Consider the following 23215-nt stretch of genomic DNA (forward strand, 5'->3'; position numbering starts at 1 on the left):
ATTCTAACGCGTTTCTTGGATATTCTGAATAGTTTGTTCAGATTCAGAATCTTTAGATGACGACAGGCTGGCAAAAAGTTCCGAAGAGCCCAAACTACTCAATAAACCTTCATAGGTTTGACGACTTTCACCACGTAAATACGCCCCTTCCAGGAATACCATTTGACGGAGTGCCTGCCAGACCCATTTTTCTTCCAGCGTATTGGAATCGGTTAAATGACCTGACATATACAGGAAGTTGGTCCAGTTGGTCAGTACAATCCACAGGTTAATGATCAGGGCTTCAATTTCTGAATCGGTCATGTCCATCAGGCCTGCATTAACAAAGCCTTTATAAATTTTCTGGCCCTGCTGCATCACCTGTCCGGCAAAGCGTGGATACATCTTGCGAAAATCTTCGTTATTTTCTACCAGATGATAGACATCACGATGCAGAAAACGGTAAGCCCATAACTGGCTGCTCAGCACCTGAAAATAATGCACCTTATCATTGGCATCCAGTGCACGGTCATCCGGCAGCGCCAGCATTTCCAGGGTCTGATGCTGGTACTGTTCCATCAATTCTTTAATAATTTCATTTTTATTGCGGAAATGATAATACAGGTTACCCGGGCTCATGCCGAGTTCAGCCGCAATGTGATTGGTGGTTACCGATCGTTCGCCACGCTCGTTAAACAGCTGCAAACTGAGCTGCAAGATACGCTCTTTAGTTTTTAAGGTTTTGGTTTGGGACATCCTAAAATAACCATTCAGTTCATGCATTAGCAGGCTAACACACAAAGTCACTTGACTAATTAGAGTATTTGCTCTAAAAATTAATTAATCGATTTTTGAATAATGGTAGTGCGGCATGAACAGTCACACAAAAACAACATCAATGACACCACATTTTTTTGATAGCCAATATCTGAATGAAGTCTTGGCGCAACAAAAACACGCTTACTTACACTACCCTCTGCCGACTGCAAAGGAACGTATCGATCGTTTAGCTCGACTTAAGCGTATCTTAGTTAAGTATCAAGATCAATTTGCTGATGCAATTAATCAGGACTATGGTAACCGTTCCATTGGGGAAACCAAGATTGGTGAACTGCTCACCTGTCTGGAACATATCAAATATTACAGCAAAAACCTGACCCGATGGATGAAACCTTCCAAGCGTCATGTCGGCATTATTCATCAGCCGGCCAAAGCCTGGGTGCAATATCAGCCTTTAGGCGTAGTCGGAATTATCGCACCTTGGAACTATCCGCTGTTATTGTCGATTGGCCCTTTGATTTGCGCACTGGCGGCCGGCAACCATGCCATGATCAAAATTTCCAGTGCATCCGCTGCTTTTGGTGAAGTTCTGGAAAAAGCCCTGGCTGAAGCCTTCCCTAAAGAATTGGTCGCTGTAGTGAATGGTGGCGGTGTGATTTCAGATGCTTTCTGTCGTTTGCCTTTCGATAAACTGATTTTCACCGGCTCAACTGCGGTCGGTAAAACCGTCATGGCAGCCGCTGCCGAAAATCTGGTGCCGGTGATTCTGGAACTGGGCGGTAAATCGCCAGTACTGGTACATCCATCGATTGATCTGCGCGATGTCGCGCAGCGGATTGCGGTGGGCAAACTCTGGAATGCCGGTCAGACCTGTGTAGCGCCAGACTATATGTTCCTGCCTCTCGGAAAAACTGCCGAGTTCATTGATCACTTTAAAGCCTGTGTCGAAAGCATGTATCCGGATATCACCCATAATCAAGATTACACCTCGATTATTAATGTCAAACAATATAACCGTCTGCAAGGCTATCTGGATGATGCGCGTGAACAGGGTGCGCAAGTCATTGAAATTAATCCGCGTAGTGAAAACTCGGCTGATCTGCGCAAGATTGCACCGACCATCGTGACCAATGTCACCCCGATGATGCAGATCATGCAGCATGAAATCTTTGGCCCACTGTTACCGATCATGGAATATGATCAAATTGACGATGTCATCGACTTTATTAATAGCCGTCCGCGTCCACTTGCTTTATACTACTTCGACTTTGATCAGGCGCGTGCCGATTATGTCGCACAGCGTACCCATTCAGGGCATTTCGGGCAAAATACGGTACTGACCCATGTTGCGCAGGACGATCTACCATTTGGGGGTGTCGGTGCATCAGGTATGGGTAAATACCATGGCCCAGAAGGCTTCTTCAGTTTGTCGCATGAACGCTCAGTAATGTCGAATCCAAAGCTGTACAGCTTGAAATACATTCTGCCACCGTTCAATAAACCGATTCACAAGCTGATTTCGAAGACACTTCTCCGCTAAATGATCAAGGCATGAGCTATCGATATAGTTCGTGCCGCGTTTTGACGAAAATCGCTTGTCTTTTAAGCGCATTTTTGATATAAAACGCCCCTTGAATGATTTCAATCCGTTTATTTTTGACTGGCCATACAGATTTGCTGTTGGCTAAATCAATGGAGTTACACCATGTCTAAGGTTTGCCAAGTTACCGGCAAGCGTCCAGTCGTTGGTAACAACGTCTCACACGCCAACAACAAAACTAAGCGCCGGTTCGAGCCGAACCTGCACCACCACCGTTTCTGGTTAGAAAGCGAAAAACGTTTTGTACGTCTTCGTTTAACCACTAAAGGTATGCGTATTATCGACAAATTGGGCATTGAAAAGGTTGTTGCTGACCTACGTGCTCAAGGTCAAAAGATCTAAGGAGTCTGAACCATGCGTGATAAAATTCGCTTAGTTTCTTCAGCTGGTACAGGTTATTTCTATACCACGACTAAGAACAAACGTACTATGCCGGAAAAAATGGAAATCAAAAAATTTGATCCAAAAATCCGTCAACACGTAATCTTCAAAGAAGCTAAAATCAAATAATTTTAGTTTCTTTAAAAAAACGACCTTTGCGGGTCGTTTTTTTTGCACTTTTTTTATCCGACTTGATAAACTTTCTGCATGTTTTGGCACTTTTTGTGCTTATTTCCCAGCAAACCTAGCTAAAGGAGTATTTAGTGCCACATGACGTAGAGCTCATTATATTACTGGCTGTTGGTTTTGGCTTAGCTTTGGTCTTTGGCTATCTCGCTGCACGGTTACGTCTTCCCCCTTTGATCGGTTACTTAATTGCCGGCATTCTGATTAGTCCCCACACGCCCGGTGTGGTCGGTGATATTCATCTGGCCAACCAACTGGCAGAACTTGGCGTCATGTTCCTGATGTTTGGTGTCGGAATGCATTTTTCCCTGAACGATCTGATGCAGGTCCGCCGGATTGCCCTGCCCGGGGCCATTTTACAGATTGCAGTTGCCACCTTGCTCGGGGTTGGAGTTTCGATGCTGTGGGGCTGGAGCTTTGGCTCAGCACTGGTCTTCGGCCTAAGCCTGTCTTGTGCCAGTACCGTGGTTCTACTCAAAGCCCTTGGTGATCGTGGCTTACTGGATTCAATCAATGGCCGAATTGCTGTTGGCTGGTTGCTGGTCGAAGATCTGGTTATGGTCTTGGCGCTGGTACTGTTACCTGCCACTGCGGTGCTTTTAGGGGGGCAGGCGCTGGAAGGCGCAAGCGATGAGAATATCTGGCTTACCTTAGGGATTACCTTACTTAAAGTCGCAGGCTTTATTGCCTTCATGCTGATTATTGGTAAACGCTTGATTCCGATGATCATACAGGTGGTGGCACGTCTGGGTTCACGTGAGCTGTTTACCTTAACAGTGGTGGCTGCTGCCGTCTCGATTGCCTTTGGTGCTTATAAGATCTTTGGCGTGTCGATGGCACTGGGTGCTTTCTTTGCCGGGATGGTGGTGAAAGAATCTGATTTCAGTCATCGTGCCGAAGAAGAAACCTTGCCACTGCGTGAAATTTTCTCGATTTTATTCTTTGTCTCCGTCGGCATGCTGTTTGATCCGCGCATCCTGCTGGAACAGCCTTTACATGTACTGGCCGTGGTCGGGATTATCATGATTGGTAAAACTATTGCCGCGATGGCACTGGTGCTGTTCTTCCGTTATCCGATCAATACCGCTTTGACCGTCGGTGCTTCTCTGGCACAGATTGGTGAGTTCTCCTTTATTTTGGCTGCACTCGGTGTTTCGCTCAATCTGCTTTCGCTGGAAGGTCAAAACCTGATTCTGGCAGGTGCCTTAATTTCGATTACGCTTAACTCCTTTATCTTTTCCGCGATTGAGCCGGTACAGAAATGGATTCGGGAACGCTCGACTCTGGCCCGCTTACTGGAACGCAGTGGTGACCCTTTGGCAATGTTACCGGATGAAGTCTCACAGGATTACCTGCGCGATCAGGTGGTCATTATTGGCCATGGTGAGGTGGGACGTCGCATTACCCGCTCATTGATGGAAGAAAACATTAAGGTGGTGATTGCCGAAGAAAACCGTGACATCGTCGAAAACCTACGTGAAAAAGGCATTGCTGCAGTGTCTGGTGTAGCCACTGAAGCCGGAGTACTGATTCAAGCACATATTCAACATGCGCGCTTACTGGTTATCTCTCCTATGGATATTATCGATATTCATAAAATCGTAGACATTGCCAAGACCTTGAATCCACAAATTCAGGTACTGGTCTGTGCAGAAAGCAAGGAAGAAGCTGAAGCCATTCGTCGGGATAATGTCGGTGCGGTTTATTATGCCAAAGAAGAAATGGCGAAAAATATGAGCAATCATATTTTGAACCAGATTGAGATCGCGCATCAGCATACGCCTTCTCATTAAAGTTTTTCTTTGAATAAACACTGAATAAAAAAGTTGCCGGATCTGGCAACTTTTTTTATGGACATCAATATATCTCTGAGCCAAAGATTTTATTAACACACTGGCTTCAGACTGCTCACGACTTAAATTTTAAAATACTGATTTTTCATCTTCATTTTAAATGAATGTTTTTGTGATACTTAAAATCTGCCTAATTTAATAACCTATAAAACTCAAAAAGCACACCGATAGTGTGCTTTCTAAATAAATTTCAACGATTAACTCATATACTTTGGTTCTTCATCCACAACTTCAGCCTGCCATTCATTGACCTGCTGTTCCAGCAAACCATAGAGTGCTGCCTGAATCATCTGTTGCGCAATCACGGGGGTCTGCTCTCCAAGTAGAGCTTTTACCTCATCATTAAATTGAATCATGACCAAAGGCTGTTTATGTGAGCCTGCATTGCGTAGAGCCAACGCGCCACCTTCAAGTTGAACGAGTTCTAAAATCGCGTCTTGATTACCAAATAAATCTTTCAACTGTTCTATAGACATATATCCTCCATGTTCAACATGGTGGCAAAGCACCGGGTGCACTTTGCATCATTAGAGTAATTGATATAGGGTTAAAAATTGCATTTTCAAGTACAGCCGATCCGATTAAAATTCAATCATCTCATTACGAAAACCATCAATTAATTGCGTCAGGTCACGATGCCACTCTCTCAATATAGCAGTATCAGGTAACCATGCTTGTGGAGACTGTGTGACTTTAATGATGAGATTTGAGGAGGTTTCGTCTTCAGGTTCTGGGGTACTTGGTTCGGGCGCATACTGGCACAGACGGTAAGCACGTTTCAGTTCAGCAATGAAACCGCTCTTGGATAAATGTTGCAGGACCGCCACTTCCGGCGAAATCTGGCCTTTGGCCGCCATCAGTTCTTCGATCGATTTTAGCGTCGGATGAGGATCATTCAGGCGATAGTAACGCACCAGTTCCTGTAAAAATGCTAACAAAGCACCATGCAAATGAAACACAGTTGCTTCACGTTGTGCCTGAGCCTGTTGTACATGTTCGGTTTGCTCTGCTTGCTGGCAGGATAGACGGGCAAAATACAGTTTTTGATTGGTACGGTCCGCATGATAGCGAGCAACACGGGTCATCGAGATTTCCTAAGGTTTAAAACAAATTTTGGCTTTTATAAAGTAAAAGGTTCGCCTGCATTTCGCAATCAAAAGATGTTTAGACTGAATCCATCCAGCACTGAAATTCAGAGCATTGAGCTCACTAATTAAGTACAGCGATAATAAATTTCAGCCATAAAAAAGGAGCCTATCAAGTGCTCCTTTTTTGAGTTTAAGCCTGAGGCTTATCTTCTGTGGCTTTCACGCGGATCCCATGTCCGTGCAGGCGTAAAGTATTCAGGCCTTTAATGGCTTTGACTGCTTCACGGCCATGTGGCATTTCTACAAAAGCAAAACCTTTTGATTTGCCTGTTGCTGCATCAAGCACCAAAGTACAGGTCTCCACTGTGCCATATTCCTGGAACAGTTTCAGTAATTCGGCTTCTGTGACCGTACGTTCTAAATTACGAACTAAAATTTTCATCTTACAACCTTAAGAAGATAGGCAAAAAATATCAAAAAGCACGCGCCTACTCTACTTTTTGCATGAAACAACTTTGCTATAGTTTAATCGAGATCAATCCCAAAATCTAAATTAATCGACTTGCGTTCAATCAAGGCACTTTTTACGGTTTGCTGCCGAGTTTTGTAATGGGTTTCCGTGGTGCATAACTGCCGGGTAAGATCATTCAGGAAATAGCTTTCGACTTTACGCCCCTGCTCATCGACCGTTTCCCGCGCCCAATGATTCAGGTTCTGTTTGGTCAGAATCAATTCATTTTTTGCCCGGGTCAATGCTACATACAGCACACGACGCTCTTCTTCGACATCATCAAAATCACCTTGGGCACGTGCATGCGGATAATTCCCCGGCGTGACATTGGCTACATAACAGACATTTTGCTCGGTGCCTTTGGCCGAGTGAATGGTGATTAAGGTCACCACATCATGATCCGACTGGCGTTCAATTTCCGAAATTGACACCGGATCCAGTACATATTCCTCTAAAAATTCACTCAGCTGCGAATGTTTGGAGGCCAGCTGTTTGACCAGTTCAAAATCACTCTGGCGACGTGGCCAATCCTTTTTATAGTTTTCTGCCAGTTGAGATTCAATCGCCTGAATCGCAAGACTGACACAGGCTTGCACTTCGCCTTTGAGCACATTCATCTGCTGCATGATCAGAATAGTCTCTAGCGGTATCTTGCCAAACTGTTCTAATTTCTTTGCAATCTGATCCATTTCCGGTTCAGCCAATAACTGCTGCGATAGCTTGCTAGCACCAACATCACCCACACCATTCCACAGGGTTAAGAAACGCATCCAGGCAATATCATCTAGTGGATTGGCCACCACCCGCAGCATGCTGAGCAAATCTTTGACATGCGCAGTTTCCAGCAGCTTCATGCCACCAATAAAGCGATACGGCACATTGGCCGCGATACAGGCCGCTTCAATATGCCGCGCGGCAAAACTGGAGCGTACCAGCACCATATGCTCGCCCCATTTGCTGCCTTGCAGATAATGACGTTCTTTAATATCAATCGCAATCCATTTGGCTTCATCAAATTCATTCGGGAAAATATGCATGCGCGGCTTAACACCTTCTCCGCGATACGCTTCCAGACGTTTGTCATATTTAATTTCAGACTGATCAAGCAGCCAGTTGGACAGATCCAGAATTTCTTGGGTCGAACGGTAGTTTTTTTCTAATTTAAAAATCTGCGCATCTGGCACACGCTCTTTGAAATGGTGAATATTCTCAAAGTCTGCACCACGGAAACCATAAATGGATTGCGCATCATCACCGACACAGAACAGGCTGATTCGGTCTTTGAGTGGCTCCAACAAAGCCCATTGCAATGGATTGGTATCCTGCATTTCATCGACCAGCATATGCCGACAGATTGAAGCGACATAATCGACCAGACCTTCGGACTGTGCCAGCGCCGTAGCTACTACCGCCAGAATGTCATCATAATCCAGAAAGCTGCGTGCCTGCTTACGTGCTTCGTACTCTTTCATGATTTCGGCAATCTGGTCTTTGAGAGCCAGATATTCCGGCATCTGTTTTTCCAGTGCCAGACTAAGTTTTTGCCGGGTATTCCGTGCAAAAGAATACAGGTCACATAGTTCCTGAGGCTTAGGCAGATGATTGGGATTTTTCTTGTCATCACGACCGCGAATCAGGCGGAACATCATCAGCTGATCATCACGATCAATAATCGAAAACTGTTCCAGACCAAAAGCTTTCGGAATACGGCGCAGCAGATACATACAGAAGGTATGAAAGGTCGAGGCCCGCAGTCCCTTGGCTTCTTCACCAAGTGCCAGTTCGACACGCGCCACAATTTCACTGGCAGCCCGGCGGGTAAAGGTCAGAATCTGAATCTGGTTGGCAGGCACGCCCTGTTCAATCAAGTAAGCTGCGCGTGCCACGATGGTCTTGGTTTTGCCACAACCTGCCCCGGCCAGCACCAAACTGTGTTTTGCTTCTGTGGTCGCTGCTTGCTTTTGTTGGGGGTTTAATTCATCAATCAGGGTGGCTAAACTCATTTTCACTCATCATTTTGTGGATGTATGTAGTTTAACAGATCGCTTCCAGAATTATGGCTTTTCAGTTGTCCTGAAACTGTCTCCAATTTTATTTCCTGATTTGATATTAGCTAACGACAGGGCGTGCTGGATTGCAGGAGAGAGAAATACTCTCACTCTGTCAAAAGATTTTTAACTATCTCAGCGACAGCTTTCTCCAAGTTCATTTCTGCATTTTTTAAGGCTTCTTCTAAAGGACAATCTGGTGGATTAATACCAATAATCTGGCTAAATCCTGACTCAAACAGATCCTCAATTCCTTCACCGATTAGACCAGCAAAAGCGATTACCGGTTTATTAAATTGCCTGGCGAGCTGTGCTACCCCAAAAGGGGTTTTGCCCAAAGATGTTTGACTATCAATTTTACCTTCACCGGTCAGGACATAATCTGCTTGCGCTATTTTCTCATTCAGTTGAACCTGTTCAATCATCAGTTCCACCCCGGACCGAATAGAGGCAGCAGTGAATGCCATTAAACCAAAACCCAGTCCACCGGCAGCACCAGCCCCTGCAACATGACGATAATCACGGCCAAACTGCCCAGCGACTACATCGGCAAAATACCCAAAGTTTTGATCCAGTTGCTTGACCATTTCAGGCATTGCCCCTTTCTGTGGGCCAAAGATATAAGAGGCACCACTTGGCCCACACAACGGATTATTGACATCCGATGCAATGAGTATTTCAGTATCTGCTAAACGTGGATCCAGTTCGGATAGATCCATTGATTTGACCAGTTCTAAGTTTCCACCACAGACCTGAATTGACTCTCCCGCATGATTTAAAAACCGCACACCCAATGCTTGCGCCATGCCCGCACCCGCATCATTGGTGACACTGCCACCTAAACCGACAATGATTTTTTTCACTCCCAAGTCCAGCGCCCGTTTGATCATTTCTCCTGTGCCATAGGTTGTAGTCAGCATCGGGTTACGCTTTTCTGCTGCAAGCAAATGTATGCCATTGGCTTTGGCCATTTCAATCACGGCAGTCTGGCCTGCATCAACCATCCCCCAATAGGTCTGGATACGTTGCTCAGATAATGGCCCGGTCACGTCACATGCAATACTTTGCCCCTTTAAACTTGAAATCAGTGCATCGACCGTGCCTTCACCACCATCAGCCATTGGCACATGAATAATGTGGGCATCCGGAATGACGTTCTGAATACCGCGTTGCATGGCCTGAGAAGCCTGTGCAGCAGACATGCTTTCTTTAAACGAGTCAGGAGCAAGCACAAAGGTGAGCGGCATGGTGTGATCTTTTATCCACAAATGAAGTCTAAATTGTGGATAAATCCAGCACTATCCACAAGTCTTTATTTCCAGCCCAGTTCAATTGCAGTTATCTCATTAATCAAAGTTTGATTTAAAGATTCTGGCATTTTACTGGTGGTTTGAGACACCGGGATATATCCTGCCATCAGCTCCGCTTTGGCCTGCGGAAATAAGGGTTGTTGATCTGGAAATGCATAACCCAGTGGATAAATCGGTTGGCCTGTGGCCAAATCATATTTATCTGAAGCGCCAAAGGCATGCAGTAATTCATGCACCAAGACAATTTTATTCTGTTCAGTCTGTTGCTTGGATGCAAATAGATTTACCGAACCAATTCGGCCTTTTTGCAAGGCAGTTGAATGTTTCAATTGCTTGGTCTGCACAGGATCATAGTAATTTAAAAATAAAGTCACATTGGCTGAAGGATCTGAACTCTGTCGTTGTTTCCAAGCATAGAACCGGAATTTTAAACTCCATAAAACTGTATCGATGAGCGAGGCTTGCTCAGGGACTTTGGGTGGTAGAACTTGAAGCTCACGGCCTAAATTAAAATAAAAATAAGTCGGCTTTCCGCGATACTGCTGAGCTGCTTTTTCCAGATATTCCCTTGCTCCATTCAAGTCCTGCCTCGACAGTTGCTGGATATATTGCTGTGTGGTCGGTAATCCATCGGCATTAATCGGATGCAGCAAAACAATAATTGGCTTTGACCAGTTCTGGTTTTGATCACGATAGGCATTGACCGCGACAATCAATAAGATGATTAATAAAATCAGAATCCGAATCTTTTTCCACATATCGATTACACACTCTGCTTTTTCATTTTTCTTAAATACATCTGACTCATTTCTATTTTTGTTTCAAATAAATTTAAAGTTTTTATTAATCCTGACAATTTGGCTCTACCATAGTTACGAGAGTCAAAATCAGGCTTTACTGCACTGATATACTGCCCGACCATCCCTAAATTCGCCCATCCATTATCATCGGCATTATCTTTTACAGCTTTATAAATTAAGTTAAGCGTAGCTCGATCCATCCCTTCAGGTAACTGAATTTCCTTTTGCGCAGATATAGTTTTTTGTCCATTAGTCTTGATAATCTCCGAAACTTTTTTATCTATTGATCCTGTTTCTTCACCATCCTCATTATTTTTAATTTCACTATCTACAAGTAAGTTTTCGATATAAATGAACTTGTCACAGGCTTTCTTAAATGCTTCAGGCGTAGCTTTTTTGCCAAAGCCATACACTGTTAGACCATTTTCACGAATACGTGAAGCTAAGGGCGTGAAATCGCTATCGCTGGATACGATACAAAATCCATCTAATGCACCTGCATAAAGTAAATCCATAGCATCAATGATCAGGATCATATCCGTCGCATCTTTACCCTTGGTATAAGCGAATTGTTGTACCGGAGTGATGGCATGAGGAAGGAGTACATCTCGCCATTTCTTTAAAGTTTCGCTGCTCCAGTCCCCATACACACGTTTGACACTGGCAATTCCATATTTCGCAACTTCCTCCAATACCGATGAAATCGCGTTGATAGAAGAATTATCCGCATCGATTAATACAGCGAACTTTTTTGTCTGAATATCCACATCCACCCCAAGATATTATTTTTAATTTTTTATATACATGATTCTGACATAAAAAATGCCGACTTTCGTCAGCATTTTTTTGAATCTTAGAGTTTAGGCTTCAACCCATTTTCCGTCCTGATAAACCAGAGACCATTTGGTTTGCTTGCCTTCTGCAGTTTCCGAACCAATATATTGTGACTGGTTCTTACGGCTAAATTTTACCAGAGTTGGATTCCCTTCCGGGTCCACATCAGGTGCCTGCAAGATAAACTGATACTTTGGATCAAGCTGGTCGGCAACAGAACGAATCTCGGCCACTTTCGGTGCACGGGTTTCACGCACTTTCGGGAACTTGCTTGCCGCCAGGAATAAACCGGCTGCACCATCACGCAGTACAAAGAAATCATCATGCTTGGCAGAACGTAAATGCTCCATCTTGATCGGATCCACCCGTGGAGGCGCAGGCTGACCGCTCTTTAAGACTTTACGGGTATTGTCACAGCTGGTACAGGCAAAATACGGGCCAAAACGACCCGTCTTCAGCTGCATTTCACCATCACACTTGTCGCATGGGATACTCGGGCCATCATAGCCTTTAATTTTGAACTCGCCTTCTTCAAGTTCAAAACCACTACAGTCCGGGTTATTCCCACAGATATGCAGTTTACGGCCGCCATCAATCACATAGCTGTCCATGGCAGTTTCACAGATCGGACAACGCTTCTTCGACATCAGGTCAGCAGTTTCCGCAGCCTCATCATCAGATAATGCAGCCAGAGACTCCACTGGTGTCAGGTTCAAGGTTCCCTTACAACGCTCTTTCGGCGGCAAGTTATAGCCTGAACACCCCAGGAATACGCCTGTGGTTCCAGTACGAATCTGCATCGGACGGTCACATTCTTTACAGTGTACCGCATCCACTTCTACAGGCTGATTACGGCGCATACCGTTCTCACCCTGCGCAGTAGTCAAACGCTGCTTGAAATCGCCATAGAAGCTGTCTAACAGCTCTTTCCAGTTACGCTCACCATCTGCCACCTTATCCAGCTGACCTTCAAGATCTGCGGTAAAGGCATAGTTCATCAGATTACTAAAATTTTCATCCAGACGATCGGTGACGATTTCGCCCATCTTCTCGGCATAGAGACGACGGTTATCCAGTTTCACATAACCACGATCCTGAATGGTCGAGATAATCGCAGCATAGGTTGATGGACGGCCAATGCCTTTTTTCTCGAGTTCTTTGACCAATGAGGCTTCGGTAAAACGTGCCGGTGGTTTGGTGAAATGTTGAGATGGGTCAAGTTTCTCAAGTTTAAGCACTTCACCCACTTTGACCGCAGGCAATAAAATATCGTCATCGGCTTTATTGGCACCACGCACGCGGGTAAAGCCATCAAAGACCAGTGTCCGGCCTTTAGCTTTCAGTTCCACGCCATTGGCATCCACCAAAATGGTAGAAGACAGATATTCTGCCGGAGTCATCTGACAGGCAACAAACTGGCGCCAGATCAGGTCATACAGACGCTGTGCATCACGCTCAACACCCACCAGACTGTCGCCTTTTAAGCCAACCATAGATGGACGAATCGCCTCATGCGCTTCTTGCGCACCGGCTTTATTGCCATAACGGTTCGGCTTGGCAGGCAAATACTTCTCGCCAAACTCGGATTCGATATGACCACGCACCATATTCACCGCATCATCACTCAAGAAGGTCGAGTCGGTACGCATATAGGTAATGAAGCCGGCTTCATACAGACGCTGCGCCAGCATCATGGTTTTCTTCACAGAAAAACCGAGACGGGTACTGGCTGCCTGTTGTAGCGTTGACGTGATATACGGCGCACTTGGATTGACCTTGGTTGGCTTATCTTCACGTGCAGAAACCGTATAATCCGCATCTTTGATCAGGTTTAATAAGGCATCAGTTTCGGCTTTGTTGCGCAGCTTGAGCGTCTTGCCATTTTGCTTGACCGCTTCGAGACGAATATCATCTTTTTTCGATTTGGTATCGGCAAACACCTGCCAGTATTCTTCAGGAATGAAGGCACGAATTTCACGTTCACGCTCGACCACTAGCTTCACCGCAACCGACTGTACACGACCGGCTGACAGACCACGCGCAATCTTTTCCCAAAGCAATGGCGAAATCATAAAGCCCACGACACGATCCAGGAAACGGCGTGCCTGCTGCGCATTGACTTTATTGGTATCCAGACGTGACGGATGCTTAAAGGCATCCTGAATCGCATTTTTGGTAATTTCATTAAAGACCACACGCTGATAACGCGAATCATCACCGCCGATGACTTCTTTTAAATGCCAGGCAATCGCCTCTCCTTCCCTGTCCATATCCGTTGCCAGATAGACTTCATCGACTTGCGATGCCAGTTTTTTCAGTTCGGCAACCACATGTTCTTTGCCAGGAAGGACTTCGTATTTGGCTTTCCAGTCATGTTCCGGATCGACACCCATGCGGTTAATCAACGCATTCTGTGATTTTTCAGCTTTTTCTGCATCCGTCAGTTTGGTACGTGTCGCCGGTTTTTTCTCTGTCGATTTTGCAGAACCGCCTGTCGGCAAGTCACGCACATGACCCACTGATGATTTTACGATGTAGTTCGGACCAAGGTACTTATTGATTGTTTTCGCTTTTGCAGGCGACTCCACAATCACTAGGGCACGCTTGCTTCCAGCGTCGGGAGACTTCGCTGTGCTGCTTTTTGATGTGGACCGAGGAGCGTTCGCCATAATTAACCGTTAATCCTGTTTATTTCTAAATTAAAGTTCAGCCAAAGCGTGTAACAGCGCTTTGATGTCGTCGAGTTGAGTCGCTCTTAAATCAGCTTCTTCATCCCAATACACGCCGACACAGTTGGCCTGCATATCAATAGCATAAATGCCTTTTAATGCAATGGGAAAATCTTTAAATTTCTCATCACCCTGCACGATTTCGAGTTTATTATCGACAACACGGGCGCGCATCAAGGGCAAACGTGCATCTGGCATCAGCACACTGTAGTATGCGACCATACTGGCACGACTTTCAGTCGCCTTCGGGATTTTGGTCCAGTCCGGTGCCACCACCAGACGTGGATGCAAACCCATTTTACGGGCTTTATCACGCATCAGGCCCAAGGCTTTTTCTCGGGGGCTCACGCGCAACCCGAAAATCGACCCTATGACGAAAATGATGATGACCACCGTCACCCAGATTCCAGTGTTTTCCATAGTTCAACCTTTATGTTCTATTATTAGAGTTGCATAAGCACAATATAAAACGCAAGTTTGCACGATAAAATTAATTCAGGAACATTTCATGACTATATAAAATTTCGTGACCATTCCAGTAAATATAACCTTTCTCGATCAACTCCTTCAGCAGCAAGCGGATGTCCGATTTTGGAAATAACTGTTCCAGTAAATCACGCAGCTCATAAATGTCTTTGGGTTTATCGCCCTGCAATTCACGCAGTTTACGCGCCACTTCCAGTTGTACCGGATCGATCCGGCCAAAGTTCTTGAACAGGTCTTGCTGTGCCGACTGGATTGGTGACTTGAGTATTTCAGATTCAACTGGAGCTTCTTCTGCCTTCAGTTGGGAAATGACCTGATCCAGTTTTGGATTTTCAACCGGGCTTTGTTCATCCAGATTGAGTTGCAGCCATTGTTTCAAAACTTTTTTGCGGAAGCTGATTTGCTCATCATAGCGTTTGACGATTTTCAGGTTAATCAACATGCCGACCACATGCTGAGCTTTTACCGGCATCACTTGCAGAATATTCGCCACTGAGTTTTTTAGGGTTTCCACCGTATTCGGTTTGCCACTCATTTTCCCTAACGCATCACAGTATTTTTTCACCAACTGTAAGGCAGGTTTGTTCTTGATGGCGTCCAGACTCGGAAGATGATTTTTAGGTTGATCTGTTGGAATGCTTGTCTCATCAGGCTGAATCTGAATCAGGTGACACGTAATATCAGAAGTTTGCAGCATCTGTTGCAACATTTCGCAACTGTCCATCGCCGAGATCAATTCAACCTCGGTTTCCGGCTCCAGTAGCGCCATAAGCTGACCGACAATGACCGCATATTCATATTCTTTTTGTGGCGATTCAGGCGTGTCCAGTACCACCACCTGACCACTGCTAACCCAGCCGGCAAGCTCGGTTAAATCCTCTAAGGAGAATTCAAATTTTCCAGCACAGCTAAACAGATATAAAGTCGAATAATGCGCCACAATCTCACGCATTAACTTGGCTGTGGGGAAATTATTTTCGAGGTCGAGTAGAACAACTTTTGGGTGCATGGGACGCAATTCCGGAATGTACCTGAGAGCGGGTATTAGAGTAGGAAGTGAGTGAAAGGTCAAATAATTTTACGACTGAATGGGTGCAGGCCTGTTTCGGCAGAGGGCCAAACTGCATTTTATGAAATACCTGCAAGAAATCTGTTTATAAGCCCGAATATTTGTTTTCAGCAGGAAAATTTCTTTGGCACTTGATCATCACGCTGCACTTGATTACTTTTATATGCGTGTTTAAGGCAATTTAAAAGCCCATTCAAAACAAAAATACTTCTCTTTTACCATCTTATCGATTGGCTCATTTTTATTTTTCAATAAAAAACCCTTAGATCAGCTAAGGGTCATTGTTGATTAAATCATTGGTTGCAAATTAATAATGTGGTGGGCGATCTGCAACCGGATCAAATTCTGCAATGCCTTCAGACAGATCGGAGGACTCAACACGTTGATATAACAGCGTCATTTGCTTTTTCAGATCAGCAATTTCCAGGGTCTGTTTAGCCACCTGATCATTCAACTGTTCAACTAAATCGTCTAAAAATGCAATTCGCACTTGCAAATCTTCAATGGGTGCGGAAAATGACGCCTGATCATTTAGATTTTGTTGTTTAGTCATTTAAAGTCCTCATTGGGGATTTCAGGAAACATTATGGCCTATATTACCCTTAGGGATGTCCAACTTGCGTTTGGTGGACCCGCCCTGCTCGACGGCGCGAATTTTAACTTGGAACGCGGCGAACGAGTGTGTTTGATTGGCCGTAATGGTGAGGGTAAGTCTACCTTACTTAAGCTGATTGAAGGAAGTTTACTGCCTGACAACGGCGAAGTTTCATTACAAAACGGCATTACCATTTCCATGCTGGCGCAAGATGTACCGATGGATTCAGGTAAAGTGGCTGATATCGTGGCAGATGGCGCTGGTGAAGCGTCAGAAGTTCTGCGTGCTTATCATGCTGCCAGTGAAGCTTGTGTACTAGGTGACATGGACGCCTGTGATCGTATGGGCAACCTGCAACACAAAATGGATCAGCTGGATGGCTGGGCCCTGGAAACCAAGGTCAATTCGATTTTAAGCAAAATGGGCCTGGACCCGGATGCAGATCTTGCCGATTTGTCTGGTGGTCGTAAACGTCGTGTCTTGCTAGCACGTGCTTTACTTACCCAACCTGATGTCCTGTTACTCGACGAACCGACTAACCATTTAGACGTTGAAAGTATCGAATGGCTGGAAAAATTCCTGCTCGATCAAAATAATTTGACCCTATTGTTCATTTCGCATGACCGTGCCTTTGTCGATAGCATTGCTACCCGTATTGTTGAACTGGATCGTGGTCAACTGCGTAGTTATGAAGGTAACTATTCACGTTATCTAGACCTGAAAGCCCAGCAAATGGAAGCTGAAGAAAAGCAAAATGCGCTGTTCGATAAAAAGCTGGCTGAGGAAGAAGTCTGGATCCGTCAAGGGATTAAAGCCCGTCGTACCCGTAACGAAGGTCGTGTCCGTGCCCTAAAAGCATTACGTGAAGAATCTAGAGCACGTCGTTCGCAACAAGGTAAAGTGACGATGGCGACTCAGGATGCCAACCGTTCCGGCAAACTGGTGTTTGAAATTGAGAACCTGAGTGTGAAATTCGGTGACAATGCACCGATCATCAACAACTTCTCTGCACTTGTCCTCCGTGGCGACCGTATCGGTCTGGTCGGTGATAACGGTGTCGGTAAAACTACTCTCATTAAAGCCATTCTGGGCGAGCTAGAACATGGCGGTACGGTGAAGACCGGTACGCAGTTAGAAGTGGCCTATTTCGACCAGCTCCGTAATGCGCTGGATCTGGAAAAATCTGTTAAAGATAACGTCTCAGAAGGTTCTGACCACGTGGATGTGAATGGTAACCGTCGTCATATCTATAGTTATTTACAAGATTTCCTGTTTTCGCCAGAACGTGCCCGTACCCCAGTCAAAGCTTTGTCAGGTGGTGAGCGCAACCGTATCCTGCTAGCGAAACTGTTGCTGAAACCATCGAACCTGATTGTGATGGATGAGCCAACCAACGACCTGGATATGGTGACTTTAGAGTTACTGGAAGAGATGCTGGGTGGCTACAAAGGCACCCTGCTGTTGATCTCGCATGACCGTGCCTTTATGGACAACGTGGTAACATCCACTTGGGTCTTTGATGGTAAGGGCAATATTGACGAATATGTTGGCGGTTATCAGGATTATCTTGAACAACGTCCGGATCAAACCGTGGTTGACCAAAAAAGTGCCGTGAAAAAAGCCATAGCCAAAGCAGAAGCCGAGGCGGCACCGGTCGCTGCCAAAAAAGTTAAGCTTAGCTACAAGGACCAGCGTGCACTCGAGCAACTTCCTGCTGAAATGGAAGCACTGGAAAAAGAGCAGGCCGAGATCAACGCACAACTGGCTGATGGCTCTTTATTTGTGACTGATTCCGATAAAGCATTGAAACTTTCTAACCGTTTATCCGAAATTGATGAGCTGTTACTGGAAAAATTAGAGCGTTGGGAAGAACTGGACAACCTAAGTAACGGCTAAATATTCCCCGAGCTTTTACTAAAGCATCTGTATTCGTACAGATGCTTTTTTATTTCAATAATCTTCTCTGTTAGACTGCATTTAATCTTTTGGCCCTAAATTGTTTTATGAGTACTCAGCCTGCATATCAACCCGGTGAATTTCAATGGTCATTCCTGTTACCTCAATATTGGGGCAAATGGCTAGGCATTATTTTCCTGATGATTCTGGCGATCTTACCTTGGGCCATTCAGCATCGTCTGGCGTCCCTGCTGGGCCACCTTTCTTTTAAATACTTGAAATCACGCCGTGAAACCACGCTGCGTAATCTGGAAGTCTGCTTTCCCGAATGGTCTGAAAAGCAGGTACAGGACAATGCCCGTCAGGTATTTATCGATCAAATGCTTGGGGTGTTTGAGACGCTGAATGCCTGGTACAGTCCGAAATGGTTTCAGGGCCGCGTCAGTATTGAAGGCTTGGAACATATTCAGAAGGCACAAGCCGCAGGCCAAGGCATGCTGTTATTAGGCACGCATTCAACTTTGCTCGATGCGGGTGGTTATCTTTGCGCACAATATTTTGAACCGGATGTGGTCTATCGTCCGCAGAATAATCCACTTTTGGACATGCTGATTTACCGTTGTCGCGCCACAATTTATGCCAATCAGATTGACCATGATGATATGCGCGGTCTGGTACGTAACCTGAAAAATGGCCATGCGATCTGGTACAGTCCGGATCAGGATTATGGTTTAAAACAAGGCGTGATGGCACCTTTTTTTGGCGTGCCTGCGGCGACTGTAACCGCACATCGCCGTTTACTGAAAATGACCAAAGCGGCTGCAATTCCTTTATATTTCTACCGTCATGGCGATATTAACAATCCGCGCTACCATGTGCTCATTGAACCGGCACTGGAAAACTTCCCTAGTGAGAATGAAGTTGAAGATGCCACTCGCGTGAACCGGGTGATTGAGCAGCAGTTGCGCATCGCACCGACCCAATATATGTGGTTCCACCGCCGTTTTAAGACTCGCCCTGAAGGTTATAAATCAATTTACTAAATCGATTTGATCACGGAATTTGAAGGGCTATAGCTTAAAATCATGTTTAAGTTGTACTAGCTCAAACCTGATCTGACAGTTACCCATTTTTTATTGTGCCTGTCAGGTTAAATTTGAGCTAAATTCTTCTCAGCCCAAATCCGTTTTCCATCAAGTAAAGTTTCAAGTGGTGTACGACCACAGCACATTTTTCCTTGATGAGTCCGTTCAGTATTATAGAATTTCAGCCAATCGTCTAGATCAACTTGTAATTCTTCCAATGAGCTATAAAGCTTCTTCCTAAACGTAATTTGATAGAACTCCTGCAAAATCGTCTTATGGAAACGCTCACAGATACCATTTGTTTGCGGCGAAGCTGCTTTTGTCTTCGTGTGATCAATATCATTAACTGCCAGATACAACTCATAGTCATGTTGTTCTACCTTACCGCAATACTCAGTACCTCTGTCTGTGAGGATGCGAAGCATTGGTAAGTCCTGAGATTGATAGAATGGCAACACACGATCATTGAGTAAATCAGCCGCTGTAATCGGTGTTTTTGTTGTATAGAGCTTGCAATGAACGACCTTGCTATAAGTGTCGATGAATGTTTGTTGATAGATTCGTCCAACACCTTTTAGATTCCCGACATAAAAGGTGTCTTGCGCGCCTAAATAGCCTGGATGAGCTGTTTCGATTTCACCACAAGCAACGTCATCCTCATGCTTACGTTCAAGTGCCGCAATCTGCTGATCATTTAATTCAATACCATCCTGTGCCACTTTAGCCTCAAGTGCTTTTAAACGCTTCTTAAAGTTTTCTAAATCATGACGAAGCCATATAGAGCGAACCCCACTCCCTGAAACGAATACACCCTTCTTGCGTAATTCATTACTAGTACGGTGCTGACCATATGCGGGATATTGAATTGCGAAATCAATAACAGCCTGTTCAGTAGCATCATCTACACGGTTTTTTAAATTTGGTACTCGACGGGATTTATTGATCAGTGCGTCAATATCACCAGACTTCACTAATTCCTGATAGCGATAAAATGTATCTCTTGAAACACCCATCACTTTGCATGCTCTGGATACATTCTGAAGCTCTTCAGCTAAATTAAGCAGACCTACTTTGTGTTTAATGATTTGATTGTTAGTATGCAACATAAGAAAGTTACCTTTGTTTGATTAAGATTTCGACACCTTTATCAAAACGGGTAACTTTCTCTTTTTCAAGAAGAATGTACGATCAAGTCTGAACTAATACATTTAAGTAATTGAAATAATTTAACCCGAGCTCTACATCCTGTAAAACTCGGGTTAATGAGGTTGTGCTTTCACATATTATAATTCGTTCTGCTTTTTTGTGATTTCCCTTTCAGCATCATATCCATGATGTTTTCATTCAGCTTCGTCTTCCTTATGAGAATATCCTTTCTCGACTCCCTGTGCTGATAAACCTAGAATACCCAGATTCCCAACCCCTGCCCATTCGCAAGAAGCGTAAACTGTTGTAAGCAATATCGTACACTTTTCTTCTAAAAACCTATGAGATTTTGCCCCCTTCTTTATAAGCCAGGGCAACTTCATCAGTGACTATTTTTTCCTCTTTCTCTGCTTTCTGAATGCCCTCTTCAATGGCTTTTTGTGCTTCCTGCTCATCTTTATCAGTTTGTTCTAATTCTTCCTGAATATGCTCGAATACCCGACCGGTTTGTAAAACCAGAAAGACCGGAAAATGGTCAGAACCTACATGCGGTAAACGCTCCATGTGTACCAAGGCAAAATCGGTACTATGAAAGACGTGATCCAGCGACCAGCGAAAAAAAGGATAATCTGCGTGAAAAGTATTCACATAATGACGTCCTACCCGCGGATCCAGCAGCCCACTAATGCGTTGAAACAGGCGTGTGGTACGTGACCAGGCCACGTCATTCAGATCGCCCATGACGATACAGCTTTCATCCAGATCTTTAATCTGATCACCGACAATCAGCAGTTCAGCATCACGCAAGGTAGAATCCTTGGCCTCGGTCGGACTGGGTGGTTTGGGATGCAGACAGTAGAGCTGTACCGGTTGTCCTGAGCGTAAAATCACCGTGGTATGAATGGAAGGAATTTCATCACTCAGAATAAATTTAACCTCAGTTTCACTCAGTTCGAGCTTGCTATATAGATGCATGCCATACAGATTATCCAAAGGCACAGGCACGCGATAAGGATAATCAGCTTCAATCACCGAGAGTGCATTTTGCCAGTTTTGATCGGTTTCCAGAGTCAAAACCAGATCTGGCTGATGAATCTGGATCTGCTCGATCAGTAAATGATATTTGGTATTGGTAGTAAGTACATTGGAAACGACCAGGGAAATCTGACGTTGCGGATCCAGCTGATCCTGCTTGACCTGCTTGACCTGTTTTTTCCAGATAAAGGTATAGGGCAATACCATTTTCAACTGATAGGCCAAAGCTGCCATCAGACCGATAAAAAGCAGCTGATTCAACCAGTTCCAGGGATGATCAACCAGGAGAAAAAGAATAAAGGCGATAAAGCCCAATACCAGAATTTGTAAGCGTGGAAAATCCGCACCCCGAATCCACCATTCATCGCGTGGTATCAGTGACCAAAAACTTAACCAAATGACAATGATTGCCAGAATTTGGATAACCCATATCATAAACTGCGCTCTTAATTAAGTTATTATTTTTTCTAAAAGAAAAATGACGTTATCAATTTTGTATGTATCATAAAGCAGATATTTCTCTCAAGAATATTGATGTTTTGATTGTGTAGCTCTTGCAGTTGAGTCCCTTTTTGGTACACTCGAATCCCTTTTGATTTTTTAACGCACCGAGGCAAAGTGACATGAAAGTAGGTCTGGTCGGTTGGCGCGGGATGGTTGGTTCCGTCCTTATGCAACGTATGGTTGAAGAGAATGATTTTGCTCATTTTGAGCCATTCTATTTCTCTACCAGTAATGCAGGCGGTGAAGCGCCGGCATTTGGCGGTAAGACCGCCCCAGCACTTATGGATGCATCAGACATTAACAGTCTGAAGCAAATGGATGTCATTATTACCTGTCAAGGTGGCGACTATACCTCTGAAGTTTTCCCGAAATTGAAAGCTGAAGGCTGGAACGGTTACTGGATTGATGCAGCATCAACCTTACGTATGGATGATGAAGCCATCATCGTACTTGATCCGGTCAACATGCATGTGATCAAAGATGGTTTGGTTAAAGGCACCAAGACTTTTGTCGGTGGTAACTGTACAGTTTCCTTGATGCTGATGGGCTTGGGCGGTCTGTTCCAGAACAATCTGGTGGAATGGGCAACGTCAATGACCTATCAGGCCGCTTCAGGTGCAGGCGCGCAAAACATGCGTGAACTGATCAATGGTATGGGTTATTTATATAACAATACCAAAGAGTTGCTAGATGATCCGCGTTCTCCAATTCTGGATATCGACTCTAGAATTGCTGAATTACAACGTGGTGAAGGCTTCCCGTCTGCAAACTTTGGCGTTCCTTTGGCTGGTTCACTCATTCCTTATATCGACAAGCAACTGGAAAGCGGCCAGTCGAAAGAAGAATGGAAAGGTCAGGTTGAAACCAACAAGATTCTGGGCAACCAGCAGATCGTGCCAATTGATGGTCACTGCGTGCGTATTGGTGCCATGCGTTGTCACTCTCAGGCATTAACCCTGAAATTGAAAAAAGATGTACCTTTGGATGAAATCGAAGACATCATTGCACGTGCCAATGACTGGTCTAAAGTGGTTCCAAATACTCGTGAAGCATCCATGACTGATCTAACGCCTGTTGCTGTAACAGGTACTTTAAGCGTTCCAGTCGGCCGTCTGCGCAAGCTGAATATGGGTAAAGAATATCTGGGTGCGTTCACTGTAGGTGACCAGTTGCTTTGGGGCGCTGCCGAGCCGTTACGCCGTATGCTGCGTATTCTGATTGATTATAAAAATGCCTAATATCCTTTGGATATAAAGCCCACAGCCGATCTTTATTGATCGGCTTTTTTATGTAACTATTG

Annotated in this window: 21 protein-coding genes; 7 read left to right on the forward strand and 14 right to left on the reverse strand. The window is 44.8% G+C overall.

The genetic code is table 11. The annotated features are described in order from the left end of the window. Nucleotides 1-3: 3 nt before the first annotated feature. Nucleotides 4-735, reverse strand: coding sequence for a TetR/AcrR family transcriptional regulator (locus NI464_RS00495; protein ID WP_034437998.1), 732 nt, complete (start codon nucleotides 733-735; stop codon nucleotides 4-6). 115 nt (nucleotides 736-850) lie between these two features. On the opposite strand from NI464_RS00495, the gene NI464_RS00500 reads away from it, so the two are divergent. The 4 genes from NI464_RS00500 (at nucleotide 851) to NI464_RS00515 (ending at nucleotide 4719) form a co-directional block, all read left to right on the forward strand. Beyond that, nucleotides 851-2299 (forward strand): coniferyl aldehyde dehydrogenase, encoded by a 1449-nt coding sequence (locus tag NI464_RS00500; protein ID WP_004278439.1) that lies wholly within the window; start codon nucleotides 851-853, stop codon nucleotides 2297-2299. A 165-nt stretch (nucleotides 2300-2464) separates the two neighbouring features. Next, nucleotides 2465-2701 carry a 50S ribosomal protein L28 gene (gene rpmB, locus NI464_RS00505; protein ID WP_000048256.1) on the forward strand — a complete coding sequence of 79 codons (237 nt, stop codon included), beginning with the start codon at nucleotides 2465-2467 and terminating at the stop codon, nucleotides 2699-2701. A gap of 12 nt (nucleotides 2702-2713) precedes the next feature. Beyond that, nucleotides 2714-2869, forward strand: coding sequence for a 50S ribosomal protein L33 (gene rpmG, locus NI464_RS00510; RefSeq protein ID WP_001205031.1), 156 nt, complete (start codon nucleotides 2714-2716; stop codon nucleotides 2867-2869). 134 nt (nucleotides 2870-3003) lie between these two features. Beyond that, nucleotides 3004-4719: a cation:proton antiporter gene (locus NI464_RS00515; protein ID WP_005107946.1), complete on the forward strand. Its 1716-nt coding sequence runs from the start codon at nucleotides 3004-3006 to the stop codon at nucleotides 4717-4719. A 257-nt stretch (nucleotides 4720-4976) separates the two neighbouring features. Here NI464_RS00515 and NI464_RS00520 read toward each other — a convergent pair whose 3' ends face one another. From NI464_RS00520 to NI464_RS00570, 11 genes are all read right to left on the reverse strand, one after another. Further along, complete coding sequence (locus tag NI464_RS00520; protein ID WP_004278462.1) at nucleotides 4977-5255, reverse strand: hypothetical protein; 279 nt, start codon at nucleotides 5253-5255, stop codon at nucleotides 4977-4979. 105 nt (nucleotides 5256-5360) lie between these two features. Further along, complete coding sequence (locus tag NI464_RS00525; RefSeq protein ID WP_004278463.1) at nucleotides 5361-5864, reverse strand: DUF6586 family protein; 504 nt, start codon at nucleotides 5862-5864, stop codon at nucleotides 5361-5363. A gap of 193 nt (nucleotides 5865-6057) precedes the next feature. Then, nucleotides 6058-6309: an RNA recognition motif domain-containing protein gene (locus tag NI464_RS00530; protein ID WP_005103025.1), complete on the reverse strand. Its 252-nt coding sequence runs from the start codon at nucleotides 6307-6309 to the stop codon at nucleotides 6058-6060. Nucleotides 6310-6392: 83 nt separating this feature from the next. Continuing rightward, complete coding sequence (locus NI464_RS00535; RefSeq protein WP_253137587.1) at nucleotides 6393-8381, reverse strand: ATP-dependent helicase; 1989 nt, start codon at nucleotides 8379-8381, stop codon at nucleotides 6393-6395. A 152-nt stretch (nucleotides 8382-8533) separates the two neighbouring features. Then, a complete protein-coding gene (locus NI464_RS00540; protein ID WP_121979824.1) occupies nucleotides 8534-9673 on the reverse strand; it encodes a glycerate kinase in 1140 nt (379 codons plus the stop codon). A 65-nt stretch (nucleotides 9674-9738) separates the two neighbouring features. Further along, entirely contained in the window at nucleotides 9739-10494 is a 756-nt protein-coding gene (locus NI464_RS00545; RefSeq protein ID WP_114541277.1) for a hypothetical protein, read from the reverse strand. A 5-nt stretch (nucleotides 10495-10499) separates the two neighbouring features. Then, the gene (locus NI464_RS00550; RefSeq protein WP_034439084.1) at nucleotides 10500-11303 is read right to left on the reverse strand and encodes an NYN domain-containing protein; all 804 of its coding nucleotides are present in this window, start codon (nucleotides 11301-11303) and stop codon (nucleotides 10500-10502) included. Nucleotides 11304-11396: 93 nt separating this feature from the next. Beyond that, nucleotides 11397-14039 carry a type I DNA topoisomerase gene (gene topA, locus NI464_RS00555; protein WP_004278474.1) on the reverse strand — a complete coding sequence of 881 codons (2643 nt, stop codon included), beginning with the start codon at nucleotides 14037-14039 and terminating at the stop codon, nucleotides 11397-11399. A gap of 30 nt (nucleotides 14040-14069) precedes the next feature. Beyond that, nucleotides 14070-14519 carry a hypothetical protein gene (locus NI464_RS00560; RefSeq protein ID WP_004278475.1) on the reverse strand — a complete coding sequence of 150 codons (450 nt, stop codon included), beginning with the start codon at nucleotides 14517-14519 and terminating at the stop codon, nucleotides 14070-14072. A gap of 70 nt (nucleotides 14520-14589) precedes the next feature. Beyond that, entirely contained in the window at nucleotides 14590-15594 is a 1005-nt protein-coding gene (locus NI464_RS00565; protein WP_253137588.1) for a hypothetical protein, read from the reverse strand. Between the two features lie 367 nt (nucleotides 15595-15961). Beyond that, nucleotides 15962-16207: a SlyX family protein gene (locus NI464_RS00570; protein WP_004278477.1), complete on the reverse strand. Its 246-nt coding sequence runs from the start codon at nucleotides 16205-16207 to the stop codon at nucleotides 15962-15964. A gap of 33 nt (nucleotides 16208-16240) precedes the next feature. Here NI464_RS00570 and NI464_RS00575 point away from each other — a divergent pair, with 33 nt between their 5' ends. Both NI464_RS00575 and NI464_RS00580 read left to right on the forward strand, forming a co-directional pair. Next, nucleotides 16241-18145, forward strand: coding sequence for an ATP-binding cassette domain-containing protein (locus tag NI464_RS00575; protein WP_114541280.1), 1905 nt, complete (start codon nucleotides 16241-16243; stop codon nucleotides 18143-18145). A gap of 107 nt (nucleotides 18146-18252) precedes the next feature. After that, on the forward strand, nucleotides 18253-19188 hold the full coding sequence (locus NI464_RS00580) for an LpxL/LpxP family acyltransferase (protein ID WP_005261737.1): 936 nt from the start codon (nucleotides 18253-18255) through the stop codon (nucleotides 19186-19188). Nucleotides 19189-19295: 107 nt separating this feature from the next. Here NI464_RS00580 and NI464_RS00585 read toward each other — a convergent pair whose 3' ends face one another. Together NI464_RS00585 and NI464_RS00590 are read right to left on the reverse strand one after the other, a co-directional pair. Continuing rightward, nucleotides 19296-20336: an IS481 family transposase gene (locus tag NI464_RS00585; RefSeq protein WP_004642076.1), complete on the reverse strand. Its 1041-nt coding sequence runs from the start codon at nucleotides 20334-20336 to the stop codon at nucleotides 19296-19298. A gap of 379 nt (nucleotides 20337-20715) precedes the next feature. Further along, on the reverse strand, nucleotides 20716-21846 hold the full coding sequence (locus tag NI464_RS00590; RefSeq protein ID WP_044111850.1) for an endonuclease/exonuclease/phosphatase family protein: 1131 nt from the start codon (nucleotides 21844-21846) through the stop codon (nucleotides 20716-20718). Nucleotides 21847-22034: 188 nt separating this feature from the next. On the opposite strand from NI464_RS00590, the gene asd reads away from it, so the two are divergent. Further along, nucleotides 22035-23153, forward strand: coding sequence for an aspartate-semialdehyde dehydrogenase (asd, locus tag NI464_RS00595; RefSeq protein ID WP_004647391.1), 1119 nt, complete (start codon nucleotides 22035-22037; stop codon nucleotides 23151-23153). Nucleotides 23154-23215: the final 62 nt, after the last annotated feature.

This window comes from Acinetobacter lwoffii (assembly GCF_024129685.1).
Classification (GTDB): Bacteria; Pseudomonadota; Gammaproteobacteria; order Pseudomonadales; family Moraxellaceae; genus Acinetobacter; species Acinetobacter lwoffii_X.

Coding starts and splice junctions, on each gene's coding strand:
- NI464_RS00525 (WP_004278463.1), bottom strand. CDS start 5,864: ATGACCCGTGTTGCTCGCTATCATGCGGACCGTACCAATCAAAAACTG.
- NI464_RS00530 (WP_005103025.1), bottom strand. CDS start 6,309: ATGAAAATTTTAGTTCGTAATTTAGAACGTACGGTCACAGAAGCCGAA.
- rpmG (WP_001205031.1), top strand. CDS start 2,714: ATGCGTGATAAAATTCGCTTAGTTTCTTCAGCTGGTACAGGTTATTTC.
- NI464_RS00590 (WP_044111850.1), bottom strand. CDS start 21,846: ATGATATGGGTTATCCAAATTCTGGCAATCATTGTCATTTGGTTAAGT.
- NI464_RS00540 (WP_121979824.1), bottom strand. CDS start 9,673: ATGCCGCTCACCTTTGTGCTTGCTCCTGACTCGTTTAAAGAAAGCATG.
- NI464_RS00545 (WP_114541277.1), bottom strand. CDS start 10,494: ATGTGGAAAAAGATTCGGATTCTGATTTTATTAATCATCTTATTGATT.
- NI464_RS00560 (WP_004278475.1), bottom strand. CDS start 14,519: ATGGAAAACACTGGAATCTGGGTGACGGTGGTCATCATCATTTTCGTC.
- NI464_RS00585 (WP_004642076.1), bottom strand. CDS start 20,336: ATGTTGCATACTAACAATCAAATCATTAAACACAAAGTAGGTCTGCTT.
- NI464_RS00565 (WP_253137588.1), bottom strand. CDS start 15,594: ATGCACCCAAAAGTTGTTCTACTCGACCTCGAAAATAATTTCCCCACA.
- asd (WP_004647391.1), top strand. CDS start 22,035: ATGAAAGTAGGTCTGGTCGGTTGGCGCGGGATGGTTGGTTCCGTCCTT.
- NI464_RS00495 (WP_034437998.1), bottom strand. CDS start 735: ATGTCCCAAACCAAAACCTTAAAAACTAAAGAGCGTATCTTGCAGCTC.
- topA (WP_004278474.1), bottom strand. CDS start 14,039: ATGGCGAACGCTCCTCGGTCCACATCAAAAAGCAGCACAGCGAAGTCT.
- NI464_RS00580 (WP_005261737.1), top strand. CDS start 18,253: ATGAGTACTCAGCCTGCATATCAACCCGGTGAATTTCAATGGTCATTC.
- NI464_RS00570 (WP_004278477.1), bottom strand. CDS start 16,207: ATGACTAAACAACAAAATCTAAATGATCAGGCGTCATTTTCCGCACCC.
- NI464_RS00520 (WP_004278462.1), bottom strand. CDS start 5,255: ATGTCTATAGAACAGTTGAAAGATTTATTTGGTAATCAAGACGCGATT.
- NI464_RS00500 (WP_004278439.1), top strand. CDS start 851: ATGAACAGTCACACAAAAACAACATCAATGACACCACATTTTTTTGAT.
- rpmB (WP_000048256.1), top strand. CDS start 2,465: ATGTCTAAGGTTTGCCAAGTTACCGGCAAGCGTCCAGTCGTTGGTAAC.
- NI464_RS00535 (WP_253137587.1), bottom strand. CDS start 8,381: ATGAGTTTAGCCACCCTGATTGATGAATTAAACCCCCAACAAAAGCAA.
- NI464_RS00575 (WP_114541280.1), top strand. CDS start 16,241: ATGGCCTATATTACCCTTAGGGATGTCCAACTTGCGTTTGGTGGACCC.